The following is a 13,823-nucleotide window of genomic DNA, read 5'->3' as shown; positions in this document are numbered from 1 at the left end:
TAGGGGAAGCAAGGTGTTTCGTATGGAGAGAAAAAAATTCAGATTTAGAAAAGTAGTCAATGACATTCCACTGAACTATAAATTTTCCCTCATTTATATTATAGGTGTACTTCTCCCTATCATTATTATCAACCTTGTTTTTTTGGATCGGATTTCTGATTTGATCAAATCCAGAGAACAGCAAAACTTAGAAATCTCTTTAGAGAGGGCCAGAAAGGATATTCAAGATTTCATTGAGGGTGGAGTAGCAGTTAGCTATACGCTGTCCTCCGATAAGAATCTGTATGAATTGCTAGAGCGGAGGTATGGGAACATGATTGAATTTTATGACACCTTCGACGAACAGCTTCGAGATCGGATGAACAGTTATATGCCAGTTAACAATCAGCTTGAACGAATTACTGTATTTACGAATAATGACTCCATTGTTTCCGGGAGTAACTATCAGGTCATCACGGACAAGGTAAGGGAGAGTGAGTGGTATAAGCAGTTCAGTGCTGCGAATAAACATATGTTTCTTGCTGCTTATCAAATGAGCGCAGCGCCTAATGTGGCTTCTAATGCCCCGTATTTAAGTGTAATTGAACGAATGGATGTATACAGCTCACTGAATACCTATGAGAAGCTGCTTAGAATTGACCTGGATCTCAGTAAAATATATGACATTATAATTAGAGAAAAGGATTATTTGAGTCTTTACCTGGTTAACGGGCAGGATGAAATCATTATGTCTGCTCAGAGCGGGTATCAGAGAGGTACGAAGGATCCTTATCCTGTATTCGAGCTTCAGGATGATGAGCGCAAGGAAGACATACATATTGTACCCGTTGGCGGGGCTAGTTATATAAAAAGCTGGCGAATTATAGGGGTTACGCAGGGGGAACGTATTGCTCAGGCGATTCTGGAGATTCGAATTTATGCGGGTATTTTGGCGTCCATTGTCACCTTGCTCACAACCGCCTTTTTATATGTGATGTTAAGATCCTACAATTATCGGGTGAAACGGTTGTCTAGGCATATGCAGAAAGTAACGAATGAGAAATTCGATCTTATTCAAATCGATGAAGGACAAGATGAGATTGGTGACTTGATTCACAACTTTAATAGAATGACCACTAAAATTAATTCTCTAATTAACGATGTATACAAACTAGAGATTCAAAAGAATAACCTGGAGATGGAAAGAGTAAGGGCTGAACTGAATTTTTTGCAAAGTCAGATGAATCCCCATTTTCTCTTCAATACTTTAAATGCCATTTTAGTGGTCTGTACCAAAAATAATTATTCGGACGTTACAGACATCATTAAGAGTTTATCCAAGTTGCTCAGAAGACTACTTAGCTGGAAAGAAGATCTCGTTACATTGGAAGAAGAAATGACGTTCATTGAGATGTATCTGAAAATAGAAAAATTCCGGTTCAGAGATAAATTTGATTATCAATTTGAGATCGATGAGCAGTCGCTGCAATATAAAATTCCAAAGCTAAGCATGCAGCCTTTAGTAGAAAATTCCTGTAAGCATGGTCTGCAGGCCATAGAAGGACTCGGTATCATTAAAGTAAAGACGGAAATCGAGGATAGTCGTTTGCAAGTTACGATTTCAGATAACGGTAAAGGGATCGAACCAAGCCAGCTTAAAGAGATTTTATTTAATATTCAAAATGAAGAAGCCTCCTCAGGAACGAATATCGGAATCCGCAACGTGTATCGCAGACTGGAGCTATATTATGAAGATCAGGTTCGCTTTGAAATCAGCAGTGTCCCAAATGAAGGGACCGTTGTCACGTTTGGCATTCCGCTAAAGCTCCTGGAACGAAAAAATAGCTAGAAGGTGAGGGAGCCTATGAAATACAAAGTATTGTTGATCGATGATGAGCCTAGTGCTCTTGAGGGGATGCAGCTATGGATAGACTGGCAGGCGCTTGGCTTTGAAGTATGTGGAACCTCCAGTAATGGCAAAGAGGGCTTACAGTTAATAAGGCAGCTACTGCCGGATCTTGTCATTACCGATGTAAATATGCCGCTAATGAATGGTCTGGAAATGGTTTCCGCCTGGCAGGAAGAGGAGACTAAACCGATTAAGTTTGCCATACTAAGCGGTTATAGTGAGTTTGAATATGCTAAGACAGCTATACGTTATGGCATTAACCATTATCTGATGAAGCCGCTATTCGAAGAAGAGGCGTCAGAAGAATTGAAGGAGATATATCAGGAATTAGAACAGGAAACTCAGAAGCGAAGCTTAAATCAAATGGCAAACTCAGAGGAGGTTGTCTCTCTTCTTAAGAGCATTCTGAATGAGAAGGCAGAAGATAAGTCGGATTTTACAGTACTTACACGTCTATCGGAAGGCAAAAGCCTTTGGAATATTTGTTTACTACAGACAGACCCGACGATGTATACGGAAATCAGAGAGAAAGCAGTTGCTCTCCTAACGAATACGGAATCGATGTTTCTGATCGATCTGGAGGCTTATTGCTTTGGAATCGTATACGGCTATCCTTCGGAGTCTGATGAGGGTGCTGCAATATATCATGCAGTAGCTCCCTTGCTGAATGAACATCCTAAGCAAGCCATGTATATTGCAGTAGGGGATAGCGAGGGCTCTTTGCTTCAAATTGCGAATAGCTACCGAACGGCGAAAGAAGCGCTAATGTATTATTTTTATAATTCGGATCATTCAGGATTCTTGACCTATCAGGGAACCAAAGATAGTCAGTTCAGCTATCACTATGATCAAATTCAACTGATGGATGATTTAATGAGACCGATTAACACACTAGACATAAAAGGCTTTAAACAAGCTGTGGGCTTGGCCTCTCGCAGTTTTCGTGAGATGCGCATTGCTCCTGAAGTTGTGAAGAAGATCGTTATTCATATTATGTATAAGATCGTTGAGTTTACTTCGAAAGCTAGTGAAGTTCAAGTATCCTCCCTGTTAACCCAAATAACAATCCCTGAAATGCGGGACTCGATGATGAAGTTGAACGATTTAATGCGTAATCTTTTATCATGTGGTGAGGCAAGTATTGATATTCTTCTAAAAGAACAAAGCCAAAAATCACAGGGGATTGTACAGGAAATCAACAACTATATTGAAGCGCATTATCACGAAAATCTTACAATCAAAAAGCTGTCGGAGGTTTTCTTCCTGCATCCAGTGTATCTGGGACAATTATTGATCAAGAAGAATGGCATTCATTTTAATGAGCAGCTGCATGACCTCCGGATTAAGGAATCTGCACGTTTACTTCAACACAATAAGCTCAAAAATAGTGAGATCGCCGAGAAAGTAGGGTATTCCAATTATAGCCAGTTCCTCAAACAATTTGAAAAGAAGATGAAGATGAGCCCTAATGAATTTAAACATGCGAATACCTAAACTTTTTGGGGGTATACCTTTAGTTCTGGCGTATTATCAATGGCATCATCACCTCTATAATTTAACTTGTAAGGGCTTACAATATGGTTTCACCAACAAAATATGGAGGTGCTTTATGGGGGGCAAGTCAATATCAAAGTTCAAACTTAGTCTGATTGCTGTGTTATCCCTAAGTTTTGCTCTAGCAGGGTGCGGTGGAAATAACAGCGGTAATACTGCTAAGGGGGAAAACAAACCAGCAGAAACAACAGCTGCAACTGCAGCTGGAACCGATGACAAGAAGGTAGAGCCTTTTGAAGTTAGTATCTTTCTTGGAGAAGCAGGTCAGCAACCCACACCAGATAACAAAATTTACAAGATGATCAAAGAAAAAACAGGTGCATCATTCAGTTTCGAATTCTTGGCAGGAGATCTTAAACAGAAGCTTGGTGTTATGATTGCCGGTTCGGATTATCCGGATCTGATGAGTTCTAATACCCAACTGACGGCAGCAGGCGCATTTATTCCTCTTGAGGACTTGATTGAAGAACACGCTCCGAATTTGAAAGCGCATTACGCAGCTTACTGGAACATGATGAAGGATCCAAATGATGGACACATTTATACACTTCCAAACTATGGTGCGTATAACGGTGAGATGAATACAACTTATTACTCGGGCCCAGCTTTCTGGATTCAGAAAGCCGTACTTAAAGATGCCGGTTATCCAACCGTTAAAACTTTGGACGAGTATTTCGATCTTATCGTGAAATATAAAGAGAAAAATCCAACCATTGATGGTCAACCAACAATTGGGTTTGAGATTCATAACAAAGACTGGAGAAACTGGGGATTGTTCAACGCTCCTCAGCATCTGATCGGGCATCCAAATGATGGCGGAGTAGTAGTTAAGGATAACGTAGCAGAAATCTTTGCGGATAAAGATTATGCTAAGCAGTACTATAAAAAGCTTAATGATATGAATGCGTTGGGTATTATTGACAAAGAAGCATTTGTAATGGATTATGACCAATATTTAGCTAAATTGTCCAGCGGAGCCGTACTAGGAATGTTTGATCAGCACTGGAACTTCCAGAAAGCAGAAGATTCACTCAAAACACAAGGGAAAGATATGAGCACTTATGTAGGTTTGCCTCTTGTATATGATACTAACACCAAAGATTATTATCTGGATCGCCCTGCTCTTAACTTGAATAATGGATTCGGGATCACTGTCAATGCTAAGGATCCAGTGAGAATCCTTAAACTTATGGACACATTAATTCAAGAAGATTGGCAAAAAACCCTCACTTGGGGTATTGAAGGCGAAGATTATCAAGTGGAAGACGGTCGCTTTATAAGAACCCAAGAACAACGGGACAACGCAGTTGATGCAACATGGAAGCTAAGTAACAAAGCAGAAGCTTGGTATGCTACTGCTCCTAAAATGCAAGGATACTTTGCAGACGGTAACTCAACGGATGCGGCAGCCCAACCGGAAGAATATAAAGCAGGGTTGGAAGCGTATGACAAGGAAGTCCTTGACGCATATGGATTCAACAGTTATGTAGATTTCTTCAGTAAGCCTGGACCGAACCCAGTGGCTTATCCAGCTTGGTCGATAGATCTTGTTGAAAATTCTCCAGCAAAAATTGCTGATACGAAGATGGGAGAAGTTAAAACCAAGTACCTGCCAAAAGCAATCTTGGCTAGCCCTTCCGATTTCGATAAAGTTTGGACTGAATTTGTTGGAGAACTTCATAAAGCGGATATTAAAGCTTACGAAGATAGAATCAATGAACAGCTTAAATGGAGATTTGATACTTGGAGTGTTAAATAGTTAGAGCTTGCTTAAAAATCAGAAAGTGGTGGCTTATTAGCCAACCACTTTCTGAAATATATGGATGATGTGGGGAGAAAATATATGGATGAGATTTTAACGGGAAAAAAAGTTAACCGGCATCCTAAAAGAAAAAAGAAGCAACCGATTACTATGACCTTGATTAAGAATCAGAAACAGTTGATTTGGATGTCAGTTCCATTGCTGCTGTATATTGTACTATTTGCGTACGTACCTGTTTGGGGATGGACCATGGCTTTTCAGGATTATAAACCAGCTAAGGCATTTGGCGAACAAACGTGGGTTGGCTTGAAGCACTTCAAGGCAATATTTACGGACGATACCTTTCTAAGGGTATTTAGAAATACATTGGCAATGGGTTTAATTAATTTCATTCTAGGATTTATTACTGCGATAGGATTAGCCTTACTTCTTAATGAAATCAAAAATGTATTTTGGAAAAGAACCGTGCAGACCATATCCTACTTGCCGCACTTTCTCTCTTGGATCATTGTAACAGGGATTGTAGGTGTCTCCCTTTCGGTTGGTAATGACGGGATTATCAACATCTTACTCATGAAATTAAATCTTATTGACTCACCAATCCTTTGGCTCAGTGAAGGGAAATATTTCTGGGGTATTGTGGGTGCTTCAACCGTCTGGAAAGAGGTGGGATGGGGTACAATCATCTACTTGGCTGCTATTGCTTCTATAGATCCAGCTTTATATGAGGCTGCTGAGATCGATGGGGCAAACCGGTACAGAAAAATGTTCAATGTAACATTACCTGGAATTAAACCAACCATTGTAATCCTGATGATCATGTCCATAGGACATGTGCTGGATGTCGGATTTGAGGTTCCGTTCTTGTTAGGGAACGGTCTTACTGCAGACTGGTCGGATACGATAGATATATTTGTATTGAAATACGGGATTGGCCAAGGGAATTATTCCTTAGCCACTGCGGGTGGTATATTTAAAACAGTCGTAAGTGTAACGTTGCTGCTATTAGCTAACTGGACCTCGAAGCGGCTAGGGGAAGAGAGGCTGTTATAATCATGGAGAAAACTCAATTATTACCTCATAAATCTCCAAAAAGTAATGGTGGAAGACGCATGAGAAATATAGGTCTTGAACCAGTATTGTTCGGTACCTTTAATGCTGTATTTATGGTATGTATAGTTATAGTTACCTTATATCCATTTCTAAATACTATAGCAGTTTCATTGAATGCGGGGAACGATACGATCCGTGGCGGCATTTATCTATTGCCTAGGGAGTGGACTATACAGAACTACAAAGCCGTTTTTGCCTCAGGTACCATTATTCCTGCTTTTTGGATTTCGGTTGCACGAACAGTGATATCTACGATCCTGAATCTATTTCTAACCACAATGCTTGCTTATACTTTAAGCCGGAAAGAATATGTTTTCCGCAAACCGATTACCATTATTTTCGTCCTTACCATGTATTTTAATGCGGGTCTGATACCAAACTATTTCCTTATTAAGGAGCTTCATCTGCTAAACTCGTTTTGGGTATATGTAATACCGACTATGATAAGTGCATTTAATATGATCGTTATTCGTACTTATATTGGTAGCATACATGAAAGTCTTATGGAATCCGCGAGAATCGACGGTGCCGGGGATTTCAAGATTTTCATGAAAGTAGTCTTCCCTTTATGTAAACCTGTCCTTGCTACCATTGCCCTTTTTGTCGCAGTAGGTGCATGGAACGCATGGTTTGATGCTTTTATCTACACCTCTTCCCGCCAGCACTTGAGTACATTGCAGTATGAATTAATGAAACTAATACAATCTAGTATGAATGCGAACAGTAGCGCAAGTGTAGCTAACGGGGCAGGGGTAACTGCGGAGTCAGCGGGGTCATTGGTAACTCCAAAGTCCATTCGTGCAGCCGTTACTATTGTTGCTTCGGTTCCGATTCTGCTAGTCTATCCATTCATGCAAAAGTACTTTGTAGTTGGAATGAACGTAGGAAGCGTGAAGGAATAAGTAGCTTGCACCCACTATTAAATAATAGGAAGGTTGTTTGTTGAATTATGACTCCATCTCCAATCACATACACGAACCCAATACTTCCAGGTTTTTATCCAGATCCTAGCATCACTCGAGCAGGGGATGATTTCTACTTGGTGTGTAGCTCCTTTGAATATTTTCCTGGGGTGCCTATCTTTCACAGCCAGGACTTGATTCACTGGACACAAATTGGTCATGTATTAGATCGTGTAAGTCAGCTAGATACACGTAAGAGCAAAAGCTCTGGAGGTATATTTGCTCCAACCATCCGGTATCATGAAGGAACGTTTTACATGATAACGACCGAAATACACGGGAAGGGGAATTTCTATGTTACGGCTACGGACCCAGCGGGTCCGTGGTCAGACCCGATTAGTATTCCTTATGGAGGAATTGACCCTTCCCTAATGTTTGATGAGGATGGAAAGGTATATGTAACCACCCAGCAGGGAGCAGATTATGATTCCCACGCTATTCAATATGAGATAGACATTGCTACAGGAGCAGCATTAACAGAACCTGTTGTCATCTGGACTGGGGATGGTGGACCTTGGACGGAAGGACCACATTTGTACAAAATTAACGGAATGTATTATATCATGTCTGCTTCAGGCGGCACGGCAAAGGAACACCGAGAAATTATCGGTCGTTCTTCCTCCCCTTACGGTCCTTTTGAAAGATTAGAGCAACCGATATTGACCCATCGCGGGACTGATAGTCCCATTCAGTATCTAGGACATGCTGATCTGATCGAAGATCGTAACGGGGATTGGTGGGCCGTATTCCTTGGAGTACGTCTAGTAGATTCCAAGTATACAGTGCTAGGAAGAGAGACCTTTCTTGCCCCTGTAATTTGGAATGAAGATGGATGGCCTATGATTGATAATAACGAAGATACCGTTGGACTGGAGATGAAGGTTCCACGTGTACCGGGTCATTCGCCAAAACCTGAGACAAGCGGAAGATATGATTTTGATGACCATGTATTACCGTTGCAATTAGCCTTTCTGCGGAATCCGGCAGAGGGAAGCTGGTCACTAAGCCAACGTCCGGGTTTTCTAGCTCTTCGAGGGCAATCGAAAGACCTTAATGAAGTGGGTCAGGTAGCCTTTATAGGCAGAAGACAGCAGCATACTTCAGCTGAATGGAGTACATTACTGGATTTTAACCCTACCGTGGACGGTGAAGAGGCTGGACTCTGTGCTAGATTGGACGAGAATGCACATTATGAAATTGCACTATCGCAAAGAAATGGACATAGAGTGATTACAGCTTATTTAACTGTTGATGGAACAACACATGTGGCTGCAGAGATTCCAACGATTGCTGGGTGTTTATATCTGAAAATTCAGGCGGAGCTAACGGAATACACTTTACTTTATTCTTTGGATGGTCAGGAATGGATCGAGCTATCTAGGGCTCTAGCCTATCCATTATCCCCTCAAGCTGTCAAAGGAAACGGATTTACCGGTGTTCTTGTTGGCTTATATGCGACAGGACATGGCAAAGTGGCGGGGGTTCCTGCTTACTTTGATTGGTTCGACTATCGATCATCATGAGTAGAATGCTAAATATGTACGCTTTTGTAGGGAGGGAACTTGATGAGACAAGCTAGCGATTACTCAGAGCCTGCACTAAAGACAGTGTTCTCGGAGAATTTCAAGATTGGCGCAGCGGTCAACCCATTTACGATACAATCACAGGAGCACTTGCTTGCTTATCATTTCAACAGTATAACTGCTGAGAATGAGATGAAATTTGAAAGTCTACATCCACTTGAGGATATTTATAACTTTAGGGCAGCAGACCAGCTAGTTGCCTTCGCCCGGAAACATAAGATGGCGATGCGCGGACATACCTTGGTCTGGCACAATCAGACTACGGATTGGTTGTTTAAGGATAAGAACGGAGGACCTGTAAGCAGAGAGATTTTGCTTGCACGAGTCAAATCACATATTCAGACCGTTGTAGGACGTTATAAGGAAGATATTTATGCTTGGGATGTTGTGAATGAAGTTATTGCCGATGAAGGAGAAGAGCTTCTTCGCCATTCGAAGTGGCTCGACATTGTTGGCCCGGATTTTATAGCTAAAGCATTTGAATTCGCCCATGAAGCTGATCCTAAGGCATTATTATTCTACAATGACTATAATGAATCCAATCCCTTAAAGCGCGATAAAATCTATGAACTGGTGAAGTCGCTATTGGATCAAGAGGTGCCGATCCATGGCGTCGGATTGCAGGCACACTGGAATCTATACGATCCGAATCTTGATGATATTCGTGCTGCGATTGAGAAATATGCCTCGTTAGGACTTCAGCTTCAATTGACTGAGCTGGATGTATCCATGTTCCGTTTTGAAGACAAACGAATGGACTTAAAGACAGTACCTGCTGATCTGCTCGAACTTCAAGCAGATCGATATGAAACGATGTTCGCACTGCTGAGAGAATACCGTGACGTAATTAGTTCAGTCACGTTCTGGGGAGCGGCGGATGACTATACCTGGCTGGATGATTTCCCTGTTCGTGGTCGGAAGAACTGGCCCTTCTTATTCGATGAAGGGCATCATCCGAAGCCAGCCTTTCACCGTATTATCGGCTCTGCCCCAAAATTATAGAGCGGGTAAGCTGCTCAAGTAGTAAAATAACCCGTCCTTATATTAAATAAGGGTGGGTTATTTGTTTGTAGATCAGAAGAATGAAACTCAAAGGGATGGTTACGGTGAACATTACGATAAGAACAATACTGGAAGATTTAATGGGAACTGAGGAACAGATAGAGGGGACTGTGGATACACTTCAGCCAGGAAATCCAGAAATGGTGGTTACAGGGATAGTTACAGCATTTTGCGCTACGCAATATGTTGTGGAACGAGCGATGGCTATGAACGCCAATTTGCTGATCACACATGAAGGTGTGTATTACAGTCACCATGAGACAAGTGAGTGGTTAGAGGATGACGCTGTTTATCGCACGAAACTGAGTTTGATCAAACGTTCTGAAATGGCTATTTTTCGTTATCATGATTATTGGCATTGTCATAAACCGGATGGGATCATGGTGGGCTTGCTGCGAGAGCTTGAATGGTCAGCTTATGTGGATGAGCAGCAACCCGCTGCTACAATCCTTACGATTCCTGCCATGACAGTAAGTGAAGCGGCTCAGTACATAAAAAGAAAACTAGGAATCCCCTATGTACGTGTTGCTGGTGACCTATCCCAGGTATGCAGACATGTGGGGATATCAGTGGGTTACAGAGGAGGCGGGACAATGGCTATCCCTCTTTTTAATCAGCACAATCTTGATTTACTGATTGCTGGCGAAGGGCCAGAGTGGGAAACTCCGGAATATGTGAGGGATGCAGTACATCAAGGTAGATCGAATGCGCTGATTATGTTAGGTCATGCGGAGAGTGAAGCCCCGGGAATGAAATATTTAGCTGAAGTTTTGGCAGAGAAATACCCAACGATTCCTACTTATTTTATTGCAGAACAACCGATCTATCAGCTGGTTTAATCCTTATAAATCGAAATGAAGAATAAATTTGCATATTATGGAGAAAATGATTGGAAACCAGGTCACTGAGAAAGGAGTGTTTCAATGGAAATTCCTTTGGAGGCTGATGAAGTGTTAAGTCGTATCAAAAAGCTTCAAACTGACGGAAGCTCGATCAGCAAAAAACAAGTGAAGCAAAGCGATCCTGATCTTATGAGAAGTGCGCTGTTCTTTTTTCCGAGCTGGGAGCATGCATTGAAAAACGCCGATCTGTTGTAGCCGAATGATTGTATATAGAAGCCGAGTGGTTCAGGGATTGATCTCTGATGACCGCTCGGCTTTTTCTTAATAAACCGAGTAAACAAGAGCAATAGAAAGAGAAAACGAAGAGTATGCTCAATATGAAATGAAAAGCATGGCTTTCATCATTATTTTGCCCAGGGCTCAACTTTACAAGAAACCTTACACGGAGTATGATTCATCACATAACTGACAATTACATAAGAAGTCCGCTTAATTTCCGTTAAGGAAAGCGGGGGAACCAACAACTGGAAATCGATATGACAGTCGGTACTAGTTATGGGGTGAATCCTGTTACAGATGCTTAATAGTGCATCCATACAGGTAGGGCAACTCTCACTGCCCGAATCCGACAGCTAACCTCGTAAGCGTATGGAGAGAGGATGAATGGCGTATTTGATGATGAATAGCCACAGAGAATCCCTCTGTGGTTTTTTGCTGCGTTTATAAGCACATATAGATATAGAACCTACCTGTGAAAGAGGTGTTAATTTTGCCTATTGCTAAACTGAATGGAACTTCGCTCTATTACGAAATCATTGGAACAGGGACTCCGGTTGTGTTTATCCATGGACATGGATTAACACATAGCATGTTTAAACCACAATTAGAGTATTTTTCTGATAAATATAAAGTGATTCTGTGCGATTTACGGGGGAATGGCAAATCAGGTGAATTGCTGCAGGCTCCAAACGAGATTATTGAAACGCAATGCCTAGATATAATTATGCTATTGAATGATTTGGGCATTCGTGAGGCGGTTTTTGTCGGGAGCGCCTATGGGGGGATCGTCGTTCAACATATTGCGAAACAATACCCGGAACGGGTAAAGGCGATTGTTGTCGCGGATAGCTTTTGTAGAAGTCATGCATCAACAATAGTAGGTAAAATTCAGCTTATGGCTGCATATTGTAGTTGGTTAATGTATTACGCTCCTAGTGAGCTTGTACTGCCTTCGATTCGTATGATGTATCGCGAACGCTGGAACCTGGCCTATAACGAGATTAGAAGAGGACTTCTCGACAAACGTCCGCGGGAATTGTATCGCCAAAGGCTGGCTACGAGTCATGTGGATTACACTAGATGCTTAAAATCTTTTAACCGTCCCGCGTTATGTATAGTCGGTGACTTTAGTGAATTTGGTGTCAACTGTATGAAGGATATGGTGTCTCAGCTGCCGCATGCTCAGTTAGCAATCATTCCTAACGCATTAGATCCTAGTAATCTGTGTCAGCCGGAGAAATTTAATGCTATTCTTCAGCGTTTTTTGGAGAAACATCAGGATGCTCAGCAGATCAGTTGATCCTAGTGGAGAAAGCACCTTAGATTGCATAAACCTCTTCAGGGTCTTAATGGCCGGCTAACGTTTAAGCAGGATATGAGGGCTTTCTATAGCTGGGAGTATGAACTGGCTGTGGGACGTTCTTTTGTATAGTAGTATAGGGAAAACCTCCCTAAAGTACAGAGTATCGAACTAAAGGCTGGCTCAAAGTAGCGAAATCTACGAATGAGCCAGCCTTTAGCATACTATTAATCGAAAGAATACCACTCATAGCACTTCTCAAAGAACAGAATAATGAAATCCAATCGGTACCTATGCATTTTGTACATTGCTGTCTACTGATGTAAGATTAAAGATATTCGATATTAACTATCTAAAGGAGCTGAGTCATGATGTCTCAAGCCGAAACTATAAAATTGACTTCATTATCTTCAAAAGGAGGCTGCGGCTGCAAAATCGGTCCCGCCGATCTCATGCAGGTTATTCGCAGTCTGCCACCAACCGTTCCTAACCCGGATCTACTTGTAGGTTTGGATACTAGTGATGATGCAGGCGTGTATCGTTTAAGCGATGAACTCGCATTAGTGCAAACTGTTGATTTTTTCACACCGATCGTGGACGACCCTTATTCCTTTGGGCAAATTGCAGCAGCCAATGCGTTAAGTGACATTTATGCTATGGGTGGTAAGCCGCTTACAGTGCTTAATATTGTAGCTTTTCCTATCTCTGTTCTGGATAAAAGCATTCTCGGTGACATTTTGCGCGGTGCAGCGGACAAGGTGCAGGAAGCAGGAGCGACGCTTGTAGGTGGACATTCTATCGACGATAAAGAGCCTAAATTCGGATTGGCTGTTACGGGGCTGGTGCATCCGGACAAAGTAAGAACGAATGCAGGCGCGCAGGTGGGGGATAAGCTGATACTAACGAAACCTATCGGTGTGGGCATCTTAACAACTTCTATTAAGAAGGATCAGCTATCAGAAGAAGAAACCACACGCCTCACTACAGTGATGTCTACATTGAATAAAAAAGCGGCTGAAATCATGGAGCCGTATGATGTGCACGCTTGTACGGATGTTACTGGATTTGGGCTGTTGGGACATGCCTCGGAAATGGCTAAAGGAAGTAACCACGGACTGATTATTCGTCAAGGCGATGTACCGATGCTGCCAAGAGTAAGAGAGCTGGCTGAGCAGGGATTTGTTCCAGGTGGAACTAAGAATAACTTTGCCCATTTGGAGGGCAGCATTCTTTATCCGGAAGAGATGGACCAATTAAGCCGTTATATTCTGTGTGATGCTGTGACTTCTGGCGGACTGTTGATTTCTGTTGCTCCTGAACAAAGTGAAGCCTTGCTACAAGAGCTGATAGCTGCAGGTGTAGAAGCGGCATTGATCGGAGAAGTAACAGAAGAACATCCGGGTCAGATTACGGTAATAGCTGCGCAATAATGATAGAGTCAGCTTAGAGGCAACTTAAGAAGTTAGCCACCAGAGGAG

General features: G+C 42.0%; 11 protein-coding genes and 1 riboswitch. All 11 genes read left to right on the top strand.

What is annotated here, in order from left to right; all coding sequences use genetic code 11:
* Positions 1 to 22 precede the first annotated feature (22 nt).
* The 11 genes from NST74_RS25200 to selD all read left to right on the top strand — a co-directional run bounded on the left by NST74_RS25200 (position 23) and on the right by selD (position 13,775).
* Positions 23 to 1,828 carry a sensor histidine kinase gene (locus NST74_RS25200; RefSeq protein ID WP_341115065.1) on the top strand — a complete coding sequence of 602 codons (1,806 nt, stop codon included), beginning with the start codon at positions 23 to 25 and terminating at the stop codon, positions 1,826 to 1,828.
* Positions 1,829 to 1,843: 15 nt separating this feature from the next.
* The gene (locus NST74_RS25195) at positions 1,844 to 3,382 is read left to right on the top strand and encodes a response regulator transcription factor (RefSeq protein WP_341115064.1); all 1,539 of its coding nucleotides are present in this window, start codon (positions 1,844 to 1,846) and stop codon (positions 3,380 to 3,382) included.
* A gap of 115 nt (positions 3,383 to 3,497) precedes the next feature.
* Complete coding sequence (locus NST74_RS25190; RefSeq protein ID WP_341115970.1) at positions 3,498 to 5,201, top strand: sugar ABC transporter substrate-binding protein; 1,704 nt, start codon at positions 3,498 to 3,500, stop codon at positions 5,199 to 5,201.
* Between the two features lie 84 nt (positions 5,202 to 5,285).
* Positions 5,286 to 6,257 carry an ABC transporter permease gene (locus tag NST74_RS25185; RefSeq protein WP_076120957.1) on the top strand — a complete coding sequence of 324 codons (972 nt, stop codon included), beginning with the start codon at positions 5,286 to 5,288 and terminating at the stop codon, positions 6,255 to 6,257.
* Between the two features lie 59 nt (positions 6,258 to 6,316).
* Positions 6,317 to 7,219, top strand: coding sequence for a carbohydrate ABC transporter permease (locus NST74_RS25180; RefSeq protein ID WP_076120963.1), 903 nt, complete (start codon positions 6,317 to 6,319; stop codon positions 7,217 to 7,219).
* A gap of 47 nt (positions 7,220 to 7,266) precedes the next feature.
* On the top strand, positions 7,267 to 8,802 hold the full coding sequence (locus NST74_RS25175) for a glycoside hydrolase family 43 protein (RefSeq protein ID WP_341115063.1): 1,536 nt from the start codon (positions 7,267 to 7,269) through the stop codon (positions 8,800 to 8,802).
* Positions 8,803 to 8,844: 42 nt separating this feature from the next.
* Positions 8,845 to 9,864: an endo-1,4-beta-xylanase gene (locus NST74_RS25170; protein ID WP_341115062.1), complete on the top strand. Its 1,020-nt coding sequence runs from the start codon at positions 8,845 to 8,847 to the stop codon at positions 9,862 to 9,864.
* A 104-nt stretch (positions 9,865 to 9,968) separates the two neighbouring features.
* Complete coding sequence (locus NST74_RS25165) at positions 9,969 to 10,763, top strand: Nif3-like dinuclear metal center hexameric protein (RefSeq protein ID WP_445668215.1); 795 nt, start codon at positions 9,969 to 9,971, stop codon at positions 10,761 to 10,763.
* An 84-nt stretch (positions 10,764 to 10,847) separates the two neighbouring features.
* Entirely contained in the window at positions 10,848 to 11,021 is a 174-nt protein-coding gene (locus NST74_RS25160) for a hypothetical protein (protein ID WP_170880375.1), read from the top strand.
* A 221-nt stretch (positions 11,022 to 11,242) separates the two neighbouring features.
* A riboswitch (cyclic di-AMP (ydaO/yuaA leader) is annotated at positions 11,243 to 11,429 on the top strand.
* Between the two features lie 106 nt (positions 11,430 to 11,535).
* Complete coding sequence (locus NST74_RS25155) at positions 11,536 to 12,345, top strand: alpha/beta fold hydrolase (protein ID WP_341115059.1); 810 nt, start codon at positions 11,536 to 11,538, stop codon at positions 12,343 to 12,345.
* 368 nt (positions 12,346 to 12,713) lie between these two features.
* Positions 12,714 to 13,775 (top strand): selenide, water dikinase SelD, encoded by a 1,062-nt coding sequence (selD, locus tag NST74_RS25150; RefSeq protein ID WP_445668156.1) that lies wholly within the window; start codon positions 12,714 to 12,716, stop codon positions 13,773 to 13,775.
* Positions 13,776 to 13,823 lie beyond the last annotated feature (48 nt).

Origin of the sequence: Paenibacillus sp. FSL F4-0125 (assembly GCF_038008565.1) — a bacterium.
Lineage (GTDB): Bacteria > Bacillota > Bacilli > Paenibacillales > Paenibacillaceae > Paenibacillus_AQ.
The sequence above is the reverse complement of the archived record's forward strand: the minus strand, read 5'-3'. Positions and strand labels throughout refer to the sequence as shown.